Origin of the sequence: Bradyrhizobium campsiandrae (genome assembly GCF_014529705.1) — a bacterium.
GTDB lineage: Bacteria > Pseudomonadota > Alphaproteobacteria > Rhizobiales > Xanthobacteraceae > Bradyrhizobium > Bradyrhizobium campsiandrae.
In genome coordinates this window covers 90,306-112,883 of the sequence record NZ_JAANIH010000007.1, presented here as the reverse complement: position 1 = coordinate 112,883, position 22,578 = coordinate 90,306, and the positions used below count along the sequence as shown (strand labels likewise).

Sequence of the window (22,578 nt, the reverse complement as noted above, 5' to 3'; positions counted from 1 at the left end):
GGGTATCCCCGCCGAGCACCGGCTACTGTGCATGGGGTTGTTTTCGCCTTTTTGGCTCGCAGGGGCGATGTCAGGAGTCCTGCCTGCGATGCTCGATCTCGAGCGTGACCAATCGCGCCAGCAATGTCGCCGGATAGAGCTGGCCGAAGATCGCTTCCATGTTGCACAGGCTGCGCGCGACGGGGTGAAGCGGGGCGACGTCACCATAGCCGGTCGTGGTCATGGTCGCGAAGCTGAAATAGATGACGTCGCTCGCGAGCCTCGGACTGTCCGTCACCTTCATGCTGACGAAGGCGACCGGATCCAGCGAGCCGATGAAGACGTAAAGCGCGGAGAAGATCACCGCGACCGCCAGATACAGCAGCACGGCGCCGATCACGCGGTGATAGGTCACGCGTCCCGGCGCAAAGGTCTGGCGCGCCACCGCCCAGGCCATCGTCGTTCCCACGATGAACCATGAACCGGCAAACAGGTTGAGGTCGAGAATGGATGGCGACTTGATCCGCAGGACCGCGCCGGTCACGATCATGCCGAGCGCGATCAGCATGGCGATCACGGCGACCGGACTGCCCGAGATCACGAAGATGCCGCAGACCAGCAGCAGCGCCAGCACGAGCTCGGTGACCTGGAATGCAAAGAGCCCGAGCGCCTGCAAGGGCGCGACCACGAACATCATGATGAGCAGCAGCCCTGTCAGCACCGTCAGGGCCGGATCGGCCCAGCGTTCGCGCAGTTGATCGATCTTCATGACGCCTCAGCCGATCGAGCAGGGGACGCTCAGGAAGCCGCGGAACCGGACCCGGCCGCCGCGCACCGGCCGGTCGCTCACGGCGTAGTTGGGGAAGCGTGCCAGGAACCGCGAGATTGCGATCGCGCCTTCGAGCCGCGCCAGCGCCATGCCGGCGCATTGATGCGCGCCGGTGGCAAAGGCGAGATGCCGGTTCGGCGTGCGTGCGACGTCGAAACGTTCGGGGTCGGGAAACTGCGCTGGGTCGCGGTTGGCTGCTCCAATGCACAGCGTCACCGACGTGCCCGCTTCCAGCGTGATCCCGCCGAGCTCGACCGGTTCGGTCGTCATGCGGTTGCCGAGCTGGTTAGAGCTTTCGTAACGCAGCATCTCCTCGACGGCGGACTTGATCATGTCAGGATTGTCGATCAGCCGCTGCTTCTGGTCCGGGTTTCGATCCAGCGCGACGAGGCCATTGCCGATCAGATTGGTGGTGGTCTCGTGGCCGGCGTTGAGCAGGAAGATGCAATTGTGCAGCAGCTCCTTCTCCGTCAGCCGCTCGCCGCTTTCTTCGCCTAGGATCAGGCGTGTCAGCACGTCACGATCAGGATTTCCGGGCCTTTGCCGCCGGCGCGCGACCAGCGTCTCGAGATAGCCGAGGAAGTCCGTCACCGCCTTGTTGCCCCGCGCGGCGGCCTCCGGCGAGACGACCGGCTCGAGCGCCCCGAGAATTGCCAGCGACCAGTCACGCAGTGGCGCGCGCTCGGCATGGGGGACGTCGAGCAGATTGCCGATCACCTCGATCGGGATGGAGGCGGCAAAATCCTCGATCAGCTCGCAATGTCCCTTGGCGGCGATGGCGTCGAGCAGGGCGTCGACCAGCCTGACGAGGTCACCCTCCATGCCGGCGATCGCGCGCGGCGACAGCGCGCCCATGATCAGGCGCCGCACGCGGGTGTGGGCCGGCGGATCGTTGAAGACGAGGCTGGTGGTGTGGTGCTCGTAGAGTGGCGTGTCGCCGTATTTCGGCGCGAACTCGCGCTTCTTGTCCGAGCTGAACGATTTGGTGTTCTTGTAGGTGGTGACGAGGTCGTCGTAGCGCGTCAGGAACACGGTGCCGCTCGCAAGCCGCTTGACCGGTTCGTTCTCCCGCAGTGCACGATAGGTCGGATAGGGGTTTTCGTAGAACTCAGGCGTCAGCCTCTCGAGGTCAAAGCTCGCCGCCAGTTCCTTCGCATCTGCGTTCATCCCGTTATACTCGCCGGTTAAAGCCGTTATGCCGTTTTTGTTGTTCTGGTCGACGCGCATACGCGTCTACACTCTTCGAACCTTGCTAGCCGACCGGACAGGAAAATGCACGCCCGCACTGATGCTGCCGACACGGCGCCGACCTGGCCCGACGATATTTTCGCGACCTTGCAACGCTTCGACGTCCGGCAGGTGCCTTACGTGCCCGATGCCGGCCATTCGAAGCTGATCCAGCGCGTGCTGGCCTCACCCTCGATGCGCGGCATTCCGCTGACGACGGAGGAGGAGGGCGTGGCGCTGCTGGCCGGTGCCTGGACCGGTGGCCAGCGCGGCGTGCTGCTGATGCAGTCGAGCGGTGTCGGCAATTGCATCAACATGCTGTCGCTGATCCCGATCCTTCGCTTTCCGTTTCTCACCCTCGTAACGATGCGCGGCGAATGGGGCGAGTTCAACCCGTGGCAGGTGCCGATGGGGTCGACGACCCAGAGCGTGCTCGAACTCTCGGGCGTCAAGGTGCTGCGCGCCTCGCATGCAGCCGAGGTGCCGGCGGTGCTGGAGGCGGCCGCGGCGCAAGCCTACAATGCACTCACGCCCACCGCCGTCCTGCTGTCGCAGCGCCTGATCGGCGCCAAGGTTTTCACCAAATGAGCAAGGCCAATCTCCTCGACCGCCGTCAGGTGGTGTCCACGCTGCTTGCGAACCGGAAGGATGTGGTTGCGATCGGCGGCCTCGGTGCCTCCACCAACGACATCACCGCCGCCGGCGACCACGCTCGCAACTTCTATCTCTGGGGCGGCATGGGCGGCGCCGCGATGATCGGGCTGGGCCTGGCGCTGGCGCAGCCAAAGCTGCCCGTGCTGGTCATTACCGGCGATGGCGAAATGCTGATGGGCATGGGCAGCCTTGCCACCATCGGCCTGCAGAAGCCGTCCAACCTCTCGATCGCAGTGCTCGACAACGAGGCCTATGGCGAGACCGGCGGCCAGACCAGCCACACCTCCGCCGCGACCGACCTCGTCGGCGTGGCGAAGGCCTGCGGCATCGCCGACAGCCGGGCTGTCACGACCATGGCCGAGGTCGAGGTCTTCGCCAAAGCCGTTCACGAGCTCTCGGGGCCGCGGTTTGCCAATGTGAAGATCGACAGCGCCAGCGTCGAGCGGATTTTGCCAAGCCGGGACGGCGCTTACATCGTCAACCGGATCCGCGACGACCTCGGCTTCCAGCCGATCTGATGCCAGCCCTGATCTGGTTCCCGTCGGCGGCATTCGCCCCGCGGCGGTAACGTGTGACCAATTTCCAACAGGTTAGCACTCATTTAAGTTGCGCCGCAGCAATCGGCTTGACTTTGGCGTGGGTGAGTGGTTACTCACTAGCATGAGCTCATTGCGTATGACTAGCGACCTGAGGCGTCAGTTGATCCTCGGAGCCGCAAAGCGCTGCTTTGCCCGACACGGCTATAACGGCACCACGACCAAGAGCGTGGCGGCCGCTGCTGCCATTTCCGAGGCGCTGCTGTTCAAGCATTTCCCGTCCAAGGCGGCGCTCTACGCCGAAATCCTGAGTGACGAATGCGAGGCGGACCCGGCCCTCACCGAGCTCCTCGAGCGGGAGCCGTCGACGGCCACCCTGGTCGAGCTGATCCGTGGCATGGTCGACCACTTCCTCGAGATCGCCGACGGCCCGGACCAGGAAGAGGCCCAGCGCCTGCGACTGATGGCCACCAGTCATCTGGATGACGGCGAGTTCGCCCGTCTGTTATATGCCAAGATCGAGACGCTGATCGGAGCGGTTTTCGTCGCCTCACTCGAACGCGCGGTCGCCGCCGGCGACGCGCGGGCTTGTGGCAGCGAACCGCTCAATCTGTTCTGGTTTGCGCATCATACCGTGATGACCACTGCGCTGACCAGGCTGCCCTCCGTGCCCTGCCTTGCTTACGGCGGGGCGAGCGATCTGGGGCGGCAGCTCTGTGAGTTTCTCCTGAGAGGTATCGGACTTAACGACGCCGCAATTGCTTCGCATCTGGGCCCCGATCGGACCGCAGGTGCCGGCAAGACGGCGATTGCAGAAAGCGTATGACAATGAACATCGTAGCCGAACACAAGATTTCGGGCGAACCGATCGACAGCAAGGCTCCCAAGCGTCCGGTCCGGCCGGTGCTCTGGTTCATCATCGTCGGCACGCTATTGGGCGTGCTCGTCGGTGGTCTTGTCTGGTTCAACTATTTCCGTGGCCAGATGATCAAGCAGTTCTTCGCCAGCAACAAGCCGCCGCCGACCCTCGTCAGCGCGGCCGAGGCGAAGTCCGAGGTGGTGCCGAATCTGCTCACCGCGGTCGGTGGCCTTGCCGCCGTTCATCAGGTTGACGTCACTGCTGACGTCAACGGCCGCGTCACCGAAATCAAGTTCGAACCGGGCATGCACGTCGAGGCGGGCATGCCGCTGGTGCAGCTGTTCGACGCGCCGGAGCAGGGCGATCTCGCCAACTACAAGGCGCAGGCGACGGTCGCGCAGCTGTCGCTCGATCGCGCCAAGCAATTGGCCTCGCGCCAGTTTGGTCCGCAGGCGACCGTCGATTCCGCGCAGGCCGCTTACGACCAGGCGCTGGCCGGCATCGCCAAGACCGAAGCGCTGATCTCGCAGAAGCTCGTCCGGGCGCCGTTCTCTGGCGATCTTGGCGTCCGCAAGGTCGAGGTCGGACAGTACCTCACCGCCGGCACCGCCATCGTCTCGCTGACGGATCTGTCGGAGCTGTGGGCGAACTTTACGGTCACCGAAAAGGACTCGGCCAACCTCAAGGTCGGCCAGCCGGTCCGGCTCAAGGTGGACGCCTATCCGGGCCGCACCTTCGACGGCAAGATCACCACCATCGAGCCGCAAATTGCCGCCGACACCCGCAACATCCGCGTGCAGGCGACTGTTGCCAATCCGGAGAAGATCCTGAAGCCCGGCATGTTCGTGACCACCACGGTGGTGCTGCCGGACAAGCCAGCCGTGATCACCGTTCCGGAGACGGCCGTCGACTACACGCTGTACGGCGACTCGGTGTTCGTGATCGCCGAGAAGAAGGAAGAGGACGGCAAGACCAACTTGAGCGCGGTGCGCACGTTCGTGCAGACCGGCAATCGCGTCAATGGTCGTGTCGAGATCGTCAAAGGCGTGAAGGCCGGTGACAAGGTCGTTGCGGTCGGTCAGCTCAAGCTGCAGTCGGGCGCTCCTGTTGCGATCTCGACCGACCCGGCGCCGCAGATCCCGGCGCAGCCGCCGCGCTACTGACAAGACACTCACGTGATCCGGCCAGGGCCGGATCACGCCTCTTGAGACAAAAGAAATCGAGATCGCCGCGATGGCCTTTACTGATATTTTCATCAAGCGCCCGGTTCTGTCGGTCGTTGTCAGCCTGCTGATCCTGCTGATCGGGCTGCGCGCGGCGATGGTGCTGCCGATCCGGCAGTATCCCAAGCTGTCCAACACGGTCATCAACATCACGACCGTCTATCCCGGCGCGTCCGCTGACCTGATTCAGGGGTTCATCACCACGCCGATCGAGCAGGCGGTCGCCTCCGCCGAAGGCGTCGACTACATGACGTCATCCTCGGTGCTCGGCACCTCGACGATTCAGGTCTACATCAAGTTGAACTTTGATCCGAACCAGGCGCTCACCGAGGTGCTGGCGAAGACGAATTCGGTCAAGTACCTGATCCCGAAGGAATCGAACGACCCGATCGTCACCAAGACCACAGGCCAGACCACGGCCGTGATGTATCTCGGCTTCTCCTCGGAAGAACTGTCGGGCTCGGCGATCTCTGACTATCTGACGCGCGTGGTGCAGCCGGTGCTGTCGACCGTCGACGGTGTGGCTTCGGCCGACATCCTCGGTGGCCAGACCTTTGCGATGCGGCTCTGGCTCGATCCCGTGAAGATGGCCGGCCGCAGCGTGTCGCCGTCCGATGTTGCGGCTGCGATCACGGCCAACAACTTCCAGTCCGCGGCGGGGCAGACCAAAGGCTATCTCATCGTTTCCAACATCTCGACCAACACCAGCCTGACCGACGTCAACCAGTTCAGGAAGATGATCGTCAAGGCCAAGGACGGTGGCTTCGTCCGGATGGAGGACATCGCCACGGTCGAACTCGCGGCGCAAAGCACCGACGCGAGCGTCGCCTTCAACGGCGAGCATGCGATCTTCATCGGCGTGAACGCGACGCCGCAAGGCAATCCGCTGACACTGGTCAAGGGCGTGCGCGCGCTGTTCCCCGAGCTCGAGCGCAACCTGCCGCCGTCGATGAAGATGAAGGTCGCCTACGACTCGACCAAGTTCATCCAATCCTCGATCGACGAGGTGGAGAAGACGCTGGGCGAGGCCGTGATCATCGTGATCGTGGTGATCTTCCTGTTCCTGGCTTCGCTCCGCTCGGTCATCATCCCGGTCGTCACCATCCCGCTATCCATGATCGGCGTCTGCACCCTGATGCTGGCGATGGGCTTCAGCTTCAACCTGCTGACGCTGCTGGCGATGGTGCTCGCGATCGGCCTCGTCGTCGACGACGCCATCGTCGTGGTGGAGAACATCCACCGCCATCTGGAGGAAGGCAAGACGCCGGTCCAGGCGTCGCTGCAAGGCGCGCGTGAGATCGTCGGCCCGGTTGTGTCGATGACCATCACGCTCGCGGCAGTGTATGCCCCGATCGGCTTCCTCGGCGGCCTCACCGGCTCGTTGTTCCGCGAATTCGCCTTCACGCTCGCCGGCTCGGTGATCGTGTCGGGCGTGATCGCGCTGACGCTGTCGCCAATGATGTGCTCGGTGCTGCTCAAGAACACCGAAGAAGGCCGCTTCGCCAAGCTCGTCAACAGGGTGTTCGGCGCGCTGACCCGCTGGTACGGTCGCAGGCTCGATCGCTCGCTCGATTACAAGGCCATCACCGGCCTGTTCGCGGTGACGATTCTCGGGCTCGTCGGTTTCCTTTACATGCACACGTCGAAGGAGCTGGCGCCTGAGGAGGACCAGGGCATCGTGTTCGCGGTGACCAAGGCGCCGAAATACGCCAACATCGACTACGTCGATTTCTACGGTGAAAAGCTTGACAAGGAATTCCAGAAATTCCCCGAGACTGATCTGCGCTTCGTGCTGAATGGCATCAACGGTCCGCAGGGCGGCATCGCCGGCATGCTGCTCAAGCCGTGGGAGGAGCGCAAGCGCTCGTCGATCGCGCTGAAGCCGCTGGTTCAGGCGGAGCTTTCCAAGATCGAGGGCGTGCAGGCTTTCGCCTTCAACCTGCCGCCGCTGCCGGGTGGACCGGGCGGTCTGCCGGTGCAGATGGTCATCAACTCCACCGCGGGTTTCCAGACCGTTTATGAGCAGATGGAGAAGCTGAAGGACGCCGCGCGCAAGAGCGGCATGTTCATCGTCTCCGACAGCGACCTCGCCTATAATCAGCCGAACGTCGAGGTCACCATCGACCGCACCAAGGCGCAGGACCTCGGCATCAACATGCAGAACCTCGGCTCCTCGCTCGCGGTTCTGCTCGGCGGCAACTACATCAACCGTTTCAATCTCGAGGGCCGTTCGTACCAGGTGATTCCGCAGGTACCACGCAGCGAGCGGCTTTCGCCGGAATCGCTCGGCGGTTACTACGTGACGACCAATACCGGGCAGCAGCTCCCGCTGTCGACCGTCGTCTCGATCAGGACCAAGACCGACCCGAATGCGCTGACGCACTACAATCAGCTCAACTCGGCAACGTTCTCGGCGGTGCCGATGCCCGGCGTCACCGTCGGTGCCGCGGTCGACTTCCTCGAGGGCGAGGCCAAGAAGCTGCCCCAGGGCTTCAGCCACGACTATCTCGCGGACTCCAGGCAGTACGTGCAGGAGGGCAATCAGCTCGCGATCACCTTTGGTTTCGCCTTGATCATCATCTTCCTGGTGCTGGCGGCGCAGTTCGAGAGCTTGCGCGATCCGTTCGTGATCATGATCTCGGTGCCGATGGCAATCGTCGGCGCACTGATCCCGCTGTTCTTCGGTGCAGCCACCATGAACATCTATACGCAGGTCGGCCTGCTCACCCTGGTCGGGCTGATCACCAAGCACGGCATCCTGATGGTGGAGTTCGCCAACGAGCTTCAGGTGAACGAACGGCTCGACCGCCGTTCGGCCATCGAGATGTCGGCCCGCATCCGCCTTCGGCCGATCCTGATGACGACGGCTGCGATGGTCACCGGCCTGATCCCGCTACTGACCGCCTCCGGCGCCGGCGCGGCCAGCCGCTTCTCGATCGGCCTCGTGGTCGTCGCCGGCATGTCGATCGGCACGCTGTTCACCCTGTTCGTGCTGCCGGCGGTCTATGTCGTCCTGGCGACGGACCATCGCGCGGCGGCCGATTCAGAGCGAAACAAAGAAGTGGCTGAGCTCGACGTCGGCGCCAAGGCGCTGCGGCCGACCTGAGGTCCGCCGGATCGAGGATTGGAAAGCGGCAATGGCCATCGCCATTGCCGCTTTTTTCTGGTCCCGTGCTAGACTTGCGCAGCGCGCTGTTGCGCCTGGGGCAGGGAAAACATCATGAGGCGGCGCGAATTCCTGGCAGGACTCGGCTATGTCTCGCTGTCGGGGCCGTGTTGCGCCGAGGCTCAGAGCGGCAGGATCTTCCGGCTGGGCACGCTGACACCGATCGCGCCGATCACGGAGACCAGTCCGGGCGGCAAGATCCTGATCAAGGTGCTCGACGAGCGCGGTTTCAGGCTGGGCCAGAACCTGACCATCGACGCGCGCAGCGCTCTGGGCGACGTCGCCAAGCTTCCCGCGCTGATCGCAGAACTGAAGGCTGCGAAAGTCGATGCCGTCGTCATCATGGGCTACCCGACGGCTATGGCGGCCAAGGCGGCCGATATTCCGACCGTGGCGGCCAGTGGCATTGGTGATCCCGTCGAGACCAGGCTGATCGAGACTTTGGCGCACCCCGGCGGCAAAATCACCGGGATTTCCGATGTTGCCGCGACGCTTAGCGCCAAGCGGCTGTCGCTGCTCAAGGACATGTCACCGAAATTGACCAAGGTCGCAATGCTCTGGAACAAGGACGACCTCGGCATGACAATGCGCTATCAGGCCTCCGCGAAGGCGGCCCAGGCGCTCGGGCTGACCGTGCAGGCGTTGGGTGTCCGCGAACCCGACGATTTCGAGGAGGCCTTCTCCGTGATGAACGGCGATCTGCCGGACGGCATCCTGATGGTGGCCGACGCGCTGACCATTCTCAACCGCAAGCGGGTGTTCGAGTTCGCGGCCCGCCGGAAACTACCGGCGATCTACGAAAATGCCGACCTCGCGCGTGACGGAGGGCTGATGTCCTACGGACCGGACTTGCCGGAATCCTTCGAGCGGGCGGCAGCGCTGGTCGCCCGCATCTTCAATGGGGCGAACCCCGGCGATCTGCCCTTCGAGCAGCCGACCCGCTATCCCCTGGTGCTCAACCTCAAGACAGCAAAGGCGACCGGACTTGAAATTCCGCCGACCATGCTGGCACTTGCCGACGAGGTCATCGAGTAACCCTGCGCGCTGCGGCGAGAGACAAGGTCCGGCCTTCTTGCTAGGCTTGAGGGAATGAGCATTTCCGTCCATCCCGACACCCCGCAAACCAGCCCGCTGCCGCGCGCGGCCGGGGGTGGCGTGTTGTCCGGCGAGGCGGGACGGGGGATCAGGACCCGGCTGTTCACCAAATATGTCGCGCTGTTCGTGGCCGTCGTTGCGGTCGCGCTGCTCGCCAATGGGCTGTTCGAGGTCTTTTTCTATTATCGAGAACACAAGGCCTCCCTGATCCGGGTTCAGCACGAGCAGGCTGAGGCGGCCGCAGCCAAGATCAGCCAGTTCGTCAAGGAGATCGAGAGCCAACTGGGCTGGACCACGCAACTGCCGTGGTCGGCGGGCCCGATCGAGCCGCGCTCGATCGAGCCGCGGAAGTTCGATGCGCTGCGGCTCTTGCGGCAGGTGCCTGCGATCACCGAGCTCGCCGAGCTGGATTCGACCGGCAAGGAACGCCTGCGCGTCTCGCGGCTGGCGATGGATGCAATCGACAGCGGCGTCGACCTGTCGAGCGATCCTAAATTCACCGAAGCCGTTGCGCACAAGGTCTATTACGGGCCGGTCTATTTCCGCCGCGAATCCGAGCCCTACATGACGCTGGCGCTGGCCGGTGCGAGGAAGGATGCTGGCGTCAGCATCGCGGAAGTGAATTTGAAGTTGATCTGGGACGTGGTCTCGCAGATCAAGGTCGGCGCGCACGGGCACGCTTATGTCGTCGGTCCCGAGGGACGGCTGATCGCGCATCCCGACATCAGCCTGGTGCTACGCAACACCGACATGTCGGGCCTGGCGCAGGTCCGCGCCGCTCAGGCCGGCGGCGGCGTCATGCCCGATGCCCTCGAGGAGGCGGTCAACATTCAGGGTCAAAAGGTTCTGACTGCCTCGGCCCCGATCGAGCCGCTGCACTGGACCATGTTCGTCGAGCTGCCGGTCGAGGAGGCCTATGCTTCGCTCTACGCCTCGTTGCAGCGGCTTGCGATCGTGCTGCTCGCGGCATCGATCTTCGCGGTGCTCGCCGGAATTTTCCTCGCCCGACGCATGGTCGGCCCGATCCAGGCCTTGCGTACCGGCGCGATGCGGATCGGTGGAGGCGATTTCTCCCAGCGTATCTCGATCAAGACCGGCGACGAGCTCGAGGAACTCGCCAACCAGTTCAACGACATGGGCGAGCGCTTGCGAGAATCATACGCCGACCTGGAGCAGAAAGTCGAGCTACGGACCGCCGAACTGCGGGAAGCGCTACAGCAGCAGACCGCAACCGCCGATGTGCTGAAGGTGATCAGCCGTTCGACGTTCGACCTGCAGACCGTGCTCGACACGCTGGTCGGATCGGCCGCCCGCTTGTGCGACGCGGACGAAGGAACGATTTTCCGCCCCCGCGATGGCGCCTTTTATCTGGCGGCAAGTTGCGGTCTTGATGCAGAGCAGGAGAGCAAGCTTCGGACGTTTGCTTCCGTGCCGGAGCGGGCAAGCGTCGTTGGACGCACCTTGCTCGATTGCAAGACGGTTCATGTTCCGGATGTGCAGGCCGATCCGGAGTATGCTCCTTCGTCCGCGCGAAGGCGCTCCAACGTGCGTACAATGCTGGGTGTGCCTCTCCTTCGAGAAGGAGCACCCATCGGGGTGTTCGTCTTGACGCGGCATGTCGTGCGCCCCTTCAGCGAGAAGCAGATCGAGCTCGCCACGACCTTTGCAGATCAAGCGCTCATTGCGATCGAGAATGTTCGCTTGTTCGAGGAAGTTCAGGAGCGCACCAGAGAGCTGTCGCAATCCCTCGATGATCTGCGCGCCGCCCAGGATCGCCTGGTTCAGACCGAGAAGCTGGCCTCACTCGGTCAACTCACGGCCGGCATCGCTCATGAGATCAAGAACCCGCTCAACTTCGTCAATAACTTCTCCTCGGTGTCGACCGAATTGATCGACGAGCTCAACGAGGTTTTGCAGGCCGCCTCTCTCGATGACAAGACGAAGAACGAGGTGGACGAGCTGACCGGCATGCTGCGGGGAAACCTGGAGAAGGTCGTGCAGCACGGCAGGCGCGCAGATTCCATCGTCAGGAACATGCTGCTGCACTCGCGCGAGGGCTCCGGCGAGCACCGCGCCGCGGACATTAACGCGGTCGTAGAGGAGAGCCTCAACCTGGCCTATCACGGCGCGCGCGCCGAAAGGCCGTCATTCAACGTCACGCTTGCGCGCGACCTGGATCCGAGCGCGGGGATGGTCGATGTCTATCCACAGGAAATCACCCGCGTTTTCCTCAACCTGATTTCCAACGGCTTCTATGCCGCGGCCAAGCGCAAAGAGAGCGGCCCTGACGGATTCGAGCCGACCCTGAGCGCCACGACGAAAAATCTCGGCGGCAAGGTCGAGATCCGAATCCGCGACAACGGCACGGGCATTCCGCCCGAGGTGAAGGAGAAGATGTTCAATCCCTTCTTCACCACCAAGCCGGCAGGCGAGGGCACCGGGCTTGGCCTGTCCATGAGCCACGACATCGTCGTGAAACAGCACGGCGGCACCATCGACGTGAATACCGAGCCTGATGTATTCACCGAATTCATCATTACCCTGCCGCGCGTGATGGCGGCGGGCGGCACTTCCGGAGGCAAGACGTGAACGTTTATATCCTGGTCGTCGATGACGAGCCCGACGTCGAGGCGCTGTTCCGGCAGCAGTTCCGGCGCGACTTGCGCGCTGGTCGATTCCATATGGAATTTGTGCTTTCGGCACCCGATGCGATCAAGCGCGCGGCGGAGGTCCGGGATCCCTCGCTGATCCTGATCCTGTCCGATATCAACATGCCGGGCATGAGCGGGCTCGACATGCTGCCCAAGGTGCGCGCCGACCATCCGCATGTTCCGGTCATCATGATCACGGCCTATGGCGACGTCGAGACGCGCCGGAAGGCGATCGAGGGTGGCGCCACGGGGCTCCTCACCAAGCCGATCGACTTTGCGCAGCTGCGCCAGGAGATCGATATCAGGCTCGAGCAGGCGGCATGATTCCGACCATCCTCTTCGTCGACGACGAGCCGGATCTGGAAGCCCTGATCCTGCAAAAGTTCCGCAAGCAGATCCGTGACGGGCTGGTCAACTTCATCTTCGCGCGCGACGGCGTCGAGGCGCTGGAGTCGATCGAGCAGAATCCGCTCGTCGACCTCGTCGTCTCCGACATCAACATGCCGCGGATGGACGGGCTGTCGCTGCTGGCGAAGCTCCAGGAGGCCGAGGACAAGAAGTCGACCATCATCGTCTCCGCCTATGGCGACATGAGCAACATCCGCACCGCCATGAACCGCGGTGCGTTCGACTTTCTGACCAAGCCGATCGACTTCCTCGATCTGGAAGCCACGATCCAGAAGACCGTCCGTCATATCGAGATGCTGCGCGAGGTGCGGCGGCGCCAGATGGAAGCCGAGCGCGCGCATGCTGCACTGTCCCGCCATTTCTCGCCCGAACTCGCCAAGCGCCTGGCGGGCGGCGACGGCGAGGGGATCGCGGTCCAGTGGCGCGATGTTGCGACCATCTTCACCGACATCACCGGCTTCACATCGCTGGTCGAGAGCGCGGCACCCGAGACGCTGGGGCAACTCCTCAACGAATATGTCGGCGGCATGACTGAAGTCGTGTTCGCGCATGAGGGGACGGTCGCCAAGATCATCGGCGATGCGATCCAGGTGCTGTTCAATGCCCCAGGCGATCAGCCGGATTATGCGACGCGTGCCGTTGCATGCGCCCATGATCTCGATCGTTGGGCGCAGGCGTTTTGCGTGCGTCAGAAGGCCAGGGGCGTGAATTTCGGTACCACCCGGATCGGCATTCACGCCGGGCCGGCACTGGTCGGAAATTTCGGGGGCAACCGCTTCTTCGATTACACCGCCTATGGCGACACCATCAACACCGCGGCGCGGCTGGAGGCCGCCAACAAGCATCTCGGCACCCGCATCTGCGTCAGCGCCAATGTCGCGGAGCGAGCGGGGAATTTTCAGGGCCGTCCGGTCGGCGAGCTGGTGCTGCGCGGACGCAGCGAGCCGCTACGCGCGTTCGAGCCGCTGCCGCAGGAAAAATTCGAGACGCCCGCGACGGCACGATATACCGAGGCCTTTGCCAAGATGGAGGCGGGCGATGCCGCGGCCATGCCGGCCTTCGCCGCGCTGGTCGGCATGCACGCCGACGATCCTCTCGCCGGCTTTCACCTGAAGCGCCTGCTCAACGGCGGCAAGGGCATCCGGATGCAACTGGACTAGGAGTTCCCATGACGCGCGAATTCTCTGCCGGCAACTACCGTTTCATTCCATCCGTATTCCAGTATTCGGCTGGCGCTGCCGCAGATGATGGCTTTGAGATCGAGCGTGTCAGGTTCGATCGCCTCGTGCCGCTCGCGGCAGGGTTCGCGCTGGCTGCGAAGTTCATCCAGGAGGCGGGACGGCCGCTCACGGCCTTCTGCGCCTGCGAGCTGCGCTCGCCGGCGGCCTTCAGCGAAGAGGGGTTTCGCGCGTTCAATCTACATTACGTCAAGACGCTGTCGGAGTGGGGCATCTTCGACGGCACCACCAATCCGGTGGCGCGCAGCAATGTCTGTCCCGAGATCGATCCGCCGTCTGAGCCGTCATTCTACGCGTTCTCCTTCACGCGTCCGACGCGTTCAAAATCGCCAAGCTTCGTGATTGCTGGCGGGGCCGAGGCGCGCGAAGGCAGCGGCAGCTATGTCGAGCGCACGGTGCGCTATCGTGACCTTAGCCCGGAAGGGCTGCGCGAGAAGGTGCGCTTCACGACGTCGCAGATGGAAAACCGGATGATCGCGTTCGGCTTCGGCTGGAAGGACGCCACCGGCGTACAGGCCTATTCCGTGCACGACTTTCACCACGCGCTCGTCGACGAGCTCGTTCGCCGCGGCGCGTTTCGCTCGGGCCTGACCTGGCACTTCGCCCGGCCGCCGGTGGTCGATCTCGAATACGAGATGGATTGCCGACGCGTGATGCGGGAGACGGTGCTCTAGCGCTGCCGCGGGTCGAGCGCGTCGCGCAAGCCGTCGCCGAGCAGGTTCAGCGAGAGCACGACGAGGAAGATCGCCAGGCCCGGCCAGATCGCCATCCACGGCGCCTGGGTCAGGAAGCGTTGCGCCGCGTAGAGCATGCTGCCCCAGGATGGCGCCGGGGGCTGCTGACCGAGGCCGAGGAAGGACAGCGCGGCCTCGGCAATGATGGCGGCCGCGATCGACAAGGTCGCCTGCACCAGCAGCGCGGGCAGAATGTTGGGCAGGATATGCGAAAATGCGATGCGCCAGCCGGGGTTGCCGAGTGCGCGTGCCGCCTCGACATGGTCTTCGGCCTTGACGCTGAGCGCCTGACCGCGGGTGAGACGAATGAAGATCGGGGTGGCCGAGATGCCAATCGCGATCATGGCATTGCCGAGGCTCGGACCGAGGAACGCTGCCAGCGCAATCGCCAGGATCAGGAACGGGCAGGCCAGCATCGCATCGGTGATCCGACTGATCAGCGCGTCGACGAATCCGCCGCGATAGCCGGCGAGGAGGCCAAGCGGCACGCCGATGCCGAGCGCGATCGCGACCGAGATCAGGCCCGCGAGCAGCGAAGCCCGCGCGCTGTAGATGACGCGGCTGAGGATGTCGCGGCCGAGCTCGTCGGTGCCGAACCAGTGCGCCGCTGTGGGCGGCTTGCGGACCAGGCTCCAGCTCGTCGCAACCGGGTCATAGGGCACGATGAGCGGGGCGAGCAGCGCCAGGGTGATGAAGATGGTGAGCGCGGCGAGGCCGAATACGGCGGCCTTGCGCTTGAACAGCCGTCGCCGGGCTCGGCGCGCCGGACTGTCGAGCTCGTGGGCTTGTGCGGTCGAGCGGGCGGAGGGCAGTGCGGCGTCGCTCATGGCGCTAGCCCCGCAGCCGCGGATTGACGAGGATGTAGGCGACGTCGGCAACCAGGTTCAGCGTGATGTAGACCGTGGCCGTCACCAGCACCACGCCCTGGACCACTGCGTAGTCGCGGTTGAAGACGGCGTCGACGATCAGCTTGCCGAAGCCCGGAATGGAGAAGATCTGCTCGGTCAGGACCGCACCGGACAGCAGCGTGCCGAGTTCGAGTGCGCCGAGCGTGATGATCGGCGTCAGCGCGTTGCGCATGGCGTGCTTGAGGATCACCGAGCGCTCCGAGAGGCCTTTGGCACGCGCGGTGCGGACGTAATCGCTCTCCAGCACCTGAAGCATGGCGCTGCGGGTATGTCGCATCAGGATCGCGGAAATCGCATTGCCGAGCACGAAGGCCGGCATGATGGTGGCAGCCAGGCTCATGCGCCAGTTCTCGGTGAGCGGCACGTAGCCCGAGGCGGGCAGCCAGCCGAGCTCGATCGAGAACAGGAAGATGAGCAGGATCCCGAGCCAGAAGTTTGGTGTGGAGATGCCCCAGAGCGCAAACAGGTTCGCTCCATAGTCCCATGCGGTGCCCTTCTTCACCGCGGAGACGATGCCGGCGGGAATGCCGATGAAGAACGCGATCAGGATTGCCATCGTGCCGAGCTGGAGCGTCACCGGCAGCTTCTGTGCGATCAATTCACGCACCGGCATCTTGTTGCGCAGCGACTCGCCGAAATTGCCTGATAGCACGCCCTTGAGCCAGTAGACGTACTGCACGGGGATCGGCTGATCGAGCTTGTACTGCTGGCGGATCTGCTCGATCACCGCGGGATCACGCTCCTCGCCTGCCATGACGAGCGCGGGATCACCCGGTAGCAATTGCTGCAGCGAGAAGATCAGCACCGACACGAAGAACAGTGTCGGCACGATCTGCGCGATGCGGCGGGCGAGGAAGTTCAGCATGGCGCGGCTCGCGTCCGGGGCAAGGTCGCGTTCACTTGAACTTCAACCCGACCACGCGCACCAGCCCGTCGGGCATCTGCCGGTATCCCTCCAGTTTCTTCGTATGCGCGATCAGAAGCGTGCGATGATAGATGTAGATGATGGGCAGGTCGTCGAGCAGGACCTTGGTCAGCTTCTGATAGATCGCCTTACGCTCGTCGACGTTGGAGGTCGCCCGGCCGTCTTCCATGAGCTTGTCGGCTTCAGGATTGGAATAGCCGCCATCGTTCTGCGGCGCCTTGCTGCGCATGAAGATGTAGGAGTTGCCGTCGGGATCGATGCGGCCGCTCCAGTTGATCTGGAAGACCTGGAATTCGCCTGCTTGCGCCTGCTTGAAAGTCGTCGCGAACTCGACCGCGCGGATCTTGATGTCGAAGCCTGCCTCCGCCGCCATGGACTGGATGACCTGGGCGACGGCCTCGTACTCGGTGCCCTTGGGGACCATGTAGTCGACGCTCACGGGCAGGCTGACGCCGGCTTCCTTGAGCAGCGCCTTGGCTTTGGCAATATCGCGGCCGTGGATGGGGAACGATTTCTGATAATAGGGATGGGTCGGGCTGACCCATTGATTGCCGGGAGTGAACTCGCCGTTGAATACCACCTGGTTGATGGCTTCGCGGTCGATGGAAAGGTCGAGCGCCTGGCGCACCTTCGCGGACTGGCTCAGCGGCCCCTTCGCCTTGTCGTTGCCGATGTTGATGGTGAGGCCTTGATAACCCAGCTCCGGCGCGGTCGACAGCACGAGCTTGGGATCTGAGCGGACGTCCTTGATGTCGGTGGCGAGCACGCGCTCGATCAGATCGAGTGCGCCCGATTTCAGGTTCGCAAGCCGCACGGTCGAATCGATGATCGGTAGGAACACCACGCGATCGATATGGACGTTGTCCTTGTTCCAGTAGTCGGTGAATTTCTCGAACACCATGCGGTCCTGTTGGACGCGCTCGACGAACTTGTAAGGTCCCGCGCACACCGGATGCAGGCCGAACTTGTCGCCGGCCTCCTTCGCCGCCTTCGGCGACACCATCATGCCGGACCGGTCGGTGAGCTGCGCGATCAGGGGCGAATAGGGCGTCTTCAAGACCAGCTTGATGGTGAGGGGATCGACCACCTCGACATGATCGACGCTGGCGAGCTCCGACTTGCGGAACGAGGTCGGCAGCGTCATGTGACGCTCGATCGAGAATTTGGCGGCTTCCGCATCGAGCGGCTCGCCGTCGTGAAATTTGACGTTGGGCCGAAGCTTGATCGTCATCGCCAGGCCATCGGGCGAGGTCTCGTAGGACAGCGCGAGCTGCGGCACGATGTTGAGCTTCTCGTCGATGTCGAACAGCTTGTCGCAGAAGGCGGAGAAGACGATGCGGCCGACATAGGTGCGGCCGATGCTGGGATCCAGGATGTCGGGGTCCTCGGCGATGCCGATGCGAAGGGTGGTCTGGGCCTGGACCTGGCTTTGGGCTGCGCCCACGAGCGAGGCCAGCAGGGCCGACGCCAGGATTGTCAAACGCACGAAGCTCATCGTTTTCAACCTCTGTTTCGCGGGTTAGGTCAGGTCGGTTCTCAATGAACTAACCCCGCCGCCGCGGGCTGCTTCCGGGCCGCTGCCGAAGGCCGCGACCAATTTTTCAAGGACCGGCGAGAATCCGCCGTCGGATGGAACGAGCGCCTCCGAAGACGGCAATTCCGGCGTTCGGTGGCAGGCCGCTGCATGTCCGATGCCATCTGTCACAAGCTGTGGCATTTCGCTGCGGCAGCGATCGACGACATAGGGACAACGGGTGTGGAAACGGCATCCCGGCGGCGGGTTCAGCGCGCTGGGAATCTCCCCTTGCAGCACAATCCGGCTGCTTTTTGCCCGCGGTTTGGGCACTGGTATCGCCGACAGCAAGGCGCGGCTGTAGGGATGGCGGGGCGCTGCGAACAGCGCGTCAGCCTCCGCCGTCTCGACGATCTGGCCGAGATTCATCACCGCGACCTTGTCGGCGATGTGCTTGACGACGGCGAGATCGTGCGAGACGAAGATATAGGCAAGGCCAAGCCGGTCCTGGAGCTCGCGCAGGAGGTTCAGGATCTGCGAGCGGATCGAGACGTCGAGCGCCGAGACCGGCTCATCGCAAATGATCAGCTTCGGTTCGACCGCGAGTGCGCGCGCAATGGCGATGCGCTGGCGCTGGCCGCCGGAAAATTCGTGCGGATAGCGGCGCTCGAGCCGTGGCTCCAGCCCGACCAGCCGCAAGATCTCCGCGACACGCTCACGACGCTGCGCCGGCGGAAGGAGGTCGTGCAGCGCCAGCGGCTCGGTCAGGATCTGGCCGACCGTCATGCGCGGATTGAGCGAGGCGTAAGGGTCCTGGAAGATAATCTGCGCTTCGCGGCGAAATCTGCGCAGCGCGTCTGCATCGAGGGAGAGCAGATCGCGGCCATCGAAGCGCACGCTGCCTGCGTCGGGCTCGATCAGCCGCAGCACCAGACGGCTGACGGTGGATTTGCCACAGCCGGATTCGCCGACCAGCGCCAGCGTCTTGCCGGCTTCCAGGGTAAAGCTGACGCCATCGACGGCTTTGACATGCGCCAGCGCGCGCCCGAACAGCGAGCGCTCGGCGACGAAATGCTTGACCAGTCCATTGACCTCGAGCAGCGCCATCACGACACCAGGCGTTCGAGCGGCGCGCGGATGCAGCGCGAGGCATGGCCAGGGCTGATTTCCACGAGCGGTGGTGGTGCCTTGGTGCAGGCCTCCAGCACAAAGGGGCAGCGGGCAGCGAAGCGGCAGCCGGCGGGCGGCTCTGCCATGTTCGGCACCATGCCTTCGATGGTCGCGAGCTGTTCGGCGCGATGGTCGAGCCGCGGGATCGAGCCAAGCAGGCCGACCGTGTAGGGGTGTTGCGGTGCAGAGAACAATTCGTCTACCGGCGCGCGCTCGACGATCTCGCCGGCATACATCACGGCGACCTCGTCGCAGACTTCGGCGACCACGCCGAGGTCGTGGGTGATCAGGATGATGGCGGCACCGCTCGCGGCCTTCAACTCCCGCATGAGTTCGAGAATCTGCGCCTGCAAGGTGACGTCGAGCGCCGTGGTCGGCTCGTCGGCGATCAGGAGTCTGGGATCGCAGGCCAGCGCCATCGCGATCATCACGCGCTGGCGCATGCCGCCGGAGAGCTTGTGTGGATATTCGTCGATGCGGCGCTCGGGTGAGGGGATGTGGACGCGGCGCAGCAGCTCGACCGTGCGATCCCGTGCACCCTTCCGTGAGCCGCCGCGATGGCGCAGGATCGTCTCGATGATCTGATCGCCGATCGTGAAGCTCGGATTGAGCGAGGTCATCGGCTCCTGGAAGATCATGGCGAGCCGGTTGCCGCGGAGGTCGCGCAAGGTCTGGTCCGGCGTGTTCAGCAGATCGAAGCCGTCGAAGCGGATCGCGCCCGATATCTCCGTGGTTTGCTTTGGCAGCAATCCCATGATGGCCAGCGACGTCACGCTCTTGCCGCAGCCGGATTCGCCGACAAGACCGAGCGTTGCGCCGTTGGCGACACTGAGATCGACGCTGTCGACTGCATGGGTGATGCGGCCGTCGTCTCCGTGGAAGCGGATGCGTAGATCCTTGATCTCGATGAGAGGGCTCGTGCTCATGCTCGCGTTGCCTGCGCCGCCTTGATGCTGGCGTCGATGACGCTGCGATCGGTGTTGCCGGCCGGATTCCGCCGTGTCGGAAGCGAGTCCCGAAAATGCACCCAGAGCTCATGGCTGACGCGCTCGAGCCGTTCGAGCTCGCCGAGCGGGTCGGGATGATCGTCGGCGCGGATGTCCAGCGCCGGCCATTCCTCCTCACCATGGATCAGGAGGGCGGCGGATTGCTTGCCGCGCTTGTCGCCGCCGGCCGCTTCGCCTCCGCGCATCGATGCGAGCAGCCGGCGCGGGAAAGGCAGGCTGTCATTGGCGAGGTAAGTCTTGGCCGTCTCGGCGAGCACCTCGGCGCCCGCGAGCATGTTGCCGGCGATCGAGAAACCGCTGCCAGAAATGTGTCCGCACCAGTCGACGCAGTCGCGCCCCGTATGCGCGGCGATAGCGCCACTGGCATCCATGATGTGGACCTGGCGGCTCTCGCGGCCCTCGTCGGTCGCGAGCAGGGCCGCGAGCACGTCGTGGGCGTTCAGCCCCTGACGCAGCAGCGTGACGCCGTCGATGCCGTAATAGGGATTGACGAAGGCCTGGGTCGCGATGGCGCCGAGGCCGGCGGCGATATAGGGCACGCGCGCGCCGACAGCGAAGAAGCGGGTCGCGACCGCGATGCCGAATTGGCCGGTGGCAGGATCTCGCGCGATGAGCGACCAGGTCATGTGCTGCCTTCAGCGTCCCGCGGCGTAGCCCTGCATGCCGCGCGGGTTGGCGGCGGCGCGCCGACGTACCCCGACGCGCGAGGCCGCGGTGAGACGGCCTTCCGACCAGTCGGGGCCGACCTCGACGATGTGCCCGCGCTCGCGCAGGTTCTCGATCGTCGCTTTTGGCACGCGGTTCTCGACCACCAATACGCCGGGACGCGCGGTACGGGGCCAGAACGAGATCGGAAAATGCTCGGAATGCCAGGCCGGCGCGTCGATGGCTTCCTGGAGATTGAGATTGCAATGGACGTGGCGCAGGAAGAATTGGGTGATCCACTGGTCCTGCTGGTCGCCGCCGGGAGAGCCCCAGGCGAGGTAAGGTTCGCCGTCACGCAGTGCCATGGTCGGCGACAGCGTCGTGCGCGGCCGCTTGCCCGGTGCGAGCGAACTGGGTTGGTTCTCCTCCAGATCGAACATCTGTGCGCGGCTGCCCAGACAGAAACCCAACTCCGGAATGACGGGCGAGGATTGCAGCCAGCCGCCGGATGGCGTCGAAGACACCATGTTACCGGCCTTGTCGATGATGTCGAAATGCACGGTGTCGCCGCGCACCTCGCCGAAGCGGCCAACGGTTGGTTCACCGGCGCCCAGCGCTCCAACGGCCTCGCGTTGACCTTCGGCGCGGCGCAGCTTGACCACGCCGCCAAGACCCTCGACCGTGCCGGGTCGGAAATCGAGCGAAGCTTTCTCGGTGATCAATTTGCGGCGCCCGTCGTTATACGCATCCGACAGCAGCGTTCCGATCGGGATCTCGCTGAATTTGGGATCGCCGTAGAATTTCTCACGATCGGCGAAGGCCAGCTTCGCACATTCGATCTGGAGATGGATGAACTCCGGCCCGGTCGGATCGAGCCCATCGAGCGCAAAACCCTTCAACAGCGCGAGCTGTTGCAGCGTCACCGGGCCCTGGCTCCAGACGCCCGCCTTGCAGACGGTGTAGCGGCCATAGTCGTAGGTGAGCGGCGCTTCGACCGTCGGCTGCCAGCGCGCCATGTCGTCGGCGGACAGAACGCCGCGATGCGGGGAGCCGCTGACATCCATCACTTCCTGCGTCCGGCAGAACTTGTCGATGGCCTCCGCGACGAAGCCTTGCGACCAGGCCTTGCGGGCACGCTCGATCTCGGCGTCGCGACCGCCGCCGCCGCTTTCGGCTTCGCTGAGGATCCGGGCGTAGGTCGCGGCGAGCGTCTTGTTGGTGAACATCGTTCCGGGCTTCGGCACTTCGCCATTCGGCAGGTAGACCGCGGCCGAGGTCGGCCAGTGCTTGCGGAACAATTGCTCGACGGTCTGGATCGTGGCGCAGGCGCGCTCGACCAGAGGGTAGCCGTCGCGGGCATAGGAGATTGCAGGCTCCAGCACGTCGCGCACGCGCATCGTGCCGTAGTCGCGCAGCAGCATCATCCAGGATTCGAAGGTGCCGGGGACGCAGGCCGCGAGCAGGCCGGTGCCGGGCACCATGTCGAGGCCCTCGTTTCTGTAATGTGCAATAGTGGCCCGCGCCGGCGCTGGGCCCTGGCCGCAGATCACCTCGGTGCGGCCGCGCTTCACGTCATGGACGATGATGGGTACGTCCCCGCCGGGTCCATTCAGATGCGGCTCGACGACCTGGAGCGTGAAGGCGGCGGCGACGCCGGCATCGAACGCGTTGCCGCCTTTTTCCAGGATGGCCATGCCGACGGCGGTCGCGATCCAATGCGTGGTCGCGACAACCCCGAACGTGCCCTCGATCTCCGGGCGCGTGGTGAAGGGATCGGGATTGACGTTGCTGGCCATGGGTTACCTCGTTGA

Annotated in this window: 19 protein-coding genes; 10 read left to right on the top strand and 9 right to left on the bottom strand. The window is 64.2% G+C overall.

Going from position 1 to position 22,578, the window contains the following annotated elements:
* Positions 1-70: 70 nt before the first annotated feature.
* Entirely contained in the window at positions 71-748 is a 678-nt protein-coding gene (locus G8O24_RS07290; protein WP_188097888.1) for a potassium channel family protein, read from the bottom strand.
* A 6-nt stretch (positions 749-754) separates the two neighbouring features.
* A complete protein-coding gene (locus G8O24_RS07285; protein ID WP_188097886.1) occupies positions 755-1,975 on the bottom strand; it encodes a cytochrome P450 in 1,221 nt (406 codons plus the stop codon).
* Between the two features lie 105 nt (positions 1,976-2,080).
* Between G8O24_RS07285 and G8O24_RS07280 the strand changes: the two genes are divergently transcribed.
* The 10 genes from G8O24_RS07280 to cnbZ all read left to right on the top strand — a co-directional run bounded on the left by G8O24_RS07280 (position 2,081) and on the right by cnbZ (position 14,539).
* Positions 2,081-2,623, top strand: coding sequence for a phosphonopyruvate decarboxylase (locus tag G8O24_RS07280; protein ID WP_188097884.1), 543 nt, complete (start codon positions 2,081-2,083; stop codon positions 2,621-2,623).
* On the top strand, positions 2,620-3,207 hold the full coding sequence (locus tag G8O24_RS07275; RefSeq protein WP_188097882.1) for a thiamine pyrophosphate-dependent enzyme: 588 nt from the start codon (positions 2,620-2,622) through the stop codon (positions 3,205-3,207). Before G8O24_RS07280 ends, G8O24_RS07275 begins: the two co-directional genes overlap by 4 nt.
* 142 nt (positions 3,208-3,349) lie before the next feature.
* Positions 3,350-4,051, top strand: a complete 702-nt coding sequence (locus tag G8O24_RS07270; protein WP_188098023.1) for a TetR/AcrR family transcriptional regulator — start codon at positions 3,350-3,352, stop codon at positions 4,049-4,051.
* Between the two features lie 2 nt (positions 4,052-4,053).
* Entirely contained in the window at positions 4,054-5,247 is a 1,194-nt protein-coding gene (locus G8O24_RS07265) for an efflux RND transporter periplasmic adaptor subunit (RefSeq protein WP_188097880.1), read from the top strand.
* Between the two features lie 70 nt (positions 5,248-5,317).
* Complete coding sequence (locus tag G8O24_RS07260) at positions 5,318-8,413, top strand: MexW/MexI family multidrug efflux RND transporter permease subunit (RefSeq protein ID WP_188097878.1); 3,096 nt, start codon at positions 5,318-5,320, stop codon at positions 8,411-8,413.
* A gap of 114 nt (positions 8,414-8,527) precedes the next feature.
* Entirely contained in the window at positions 8,528-9,508 is a 981-nt protein-coding gene (locus G8O24_RS07255; protein ID WP_188097876.1) for an ABC transporter substrate-binding protein, read from the top strand.
* 54 nt (positions 9,509-9,562) lie between these two features.
* Positions 9,563-12,157: a sensor histidine kinase gene (locus G8O24_RS07250; protein WP_188097874.1), complete on the top strand. Its 2,595-nt coding sequence runs from the start codon at positions 9,563-9,565 to the stop codon at positions 12,155-12,157.
* Positions 12,154-12,543: a response regulator gene (locus tag G8O24_RS07245; protein ID WP_188097872.1), complete on the top strand. Its 390-nt coding sequence runs from the start codon at positions 12,154-12,156 to the stop codon at positions 12,541-12,543. Before G8O24_RS07250 ends, G8O24_RS07245 begins: the two co-directional genes overlap by 4 nt.
* Complete coding sequence (locus G8O24_RS07240; RefSeq protein ID WP_188097870.1) at positions 12,540-13,787, top strand: adenylate/guanylate cyclase domain-containing protein; 1,248 nt, start codon at positions 12,540-12,542, stop codon at positions 13,785-13,787. Before G8O24_RS07245 ends, G8O24_RS07240 begins: the two co-directional genes overlap by 4 nt.
* Positions 13,788-13,795: 8 nt before the next feature.
* On the top strand, positions 13,796-14,539 hold the full coding sequence (gene cnbZ / locus G8O24_RS07235) for a 2-amino-5-chloromuconate deaminase CnbZ (RefSeq protein ID WP_188097867.1): 744 nt from the start codon (positions 13,796-13,798) through the stop codon (positions 14,537-14,539).
* On the opposite strand, the gene G8O24_RS07230 is transcribed toward cnbZ, so the two are convergent.
* From G8O24_RS07230 to G8O24_RS07200, 7 genes are read right to left on the bottom strand one after another with little or no spacing between them, the layout of a single operon-like run.
* Entirely contained in the window at positions 14,536-15,426 is an 891-nt protein-coding gene (locus G8O24_RS07230; RefSeq protein WP_188097866.1) for an ABC transporter permease, read from the bottom strand. The genes cnbZ and G8O24_RS07230 overlap by 4 nt on opposite strands.
* Positions 15,427-15,430: 4 nt before the next feature.
* A complete protein-coding gene (locus G8O24_RS07225) occupies positions 15,431-16,372 on the bottom strand; it encodes an ABC transporter permease (protein ID WP_188097863.1) in 942 nt (313 codons plus the stop codon).
* A 31-nt stretch (positions 16,373-16,403) separates the two neighbouring features.
* Complete coding sequence (locus tag G8O24_RS07220; protein WP_188097861.1) at positions 16,404-17,927, bottom strand: ABC transporter substrate-binding protein; 1,524 nt, start codon at positions 17,925-17,927, stop codon at positions 16,404-16,406.
* Positions 17,928-17,951: 24 nt separating this feature from the next.
* Entirely contained in the window at positions 17,952-19,052 is a 1,101-nt protein-coding gene (locus G8O24_RS07215) for an ABC transporter ATP-binding protein (RefSeq protein WP_188097860.1), read from the bottom strand.
* Positions 19,052-20,041, bottom strand: a complete 990-nt coding sequence (locus G8O24_RS07210; protein WP_188097858.1) for an ABC transporter ATP-binding protein — start codon at positions 20,039-20,041, stop codon at positions 19,052-19,054. Before G8O24_RS07210 ends, G8O24_RS07215 begins: the two co-directional genes overlap by 1 nt.
* Positions 20,038-20,748: a DUF1028 domain-containing protein gene (locus G8O24_RS07205; RefSeq protein ID WP_188097856.1), complete on the bottom strand. Its 711-nt coding sequence runs from the start codon at positions 20,746-20,748 to the stop codon at positions 20,038-20,040. Before G8O24_RS07205 ends, G8O24_RS07210 begins: the two co-directional genes overlap by 4 nt.
* A gap of 9 nt (positions 20,749-20,757) precedes the next feature.
* The gene (locus G8O24_RS07200) at positions 20,758-22,563 is read right to left on the bottom strand and encodes a gamma-glutamyltransferase family protein (RefSeq protein ID WP_188097854.1); all 1,806 of its coding nucleotides are present in this window, start codon (positions 22,561-22,563) and stop codon (positions 20,758-20,760) included.
* Positions 22,564-22,578: the final 15 nt, after the last annotated feature.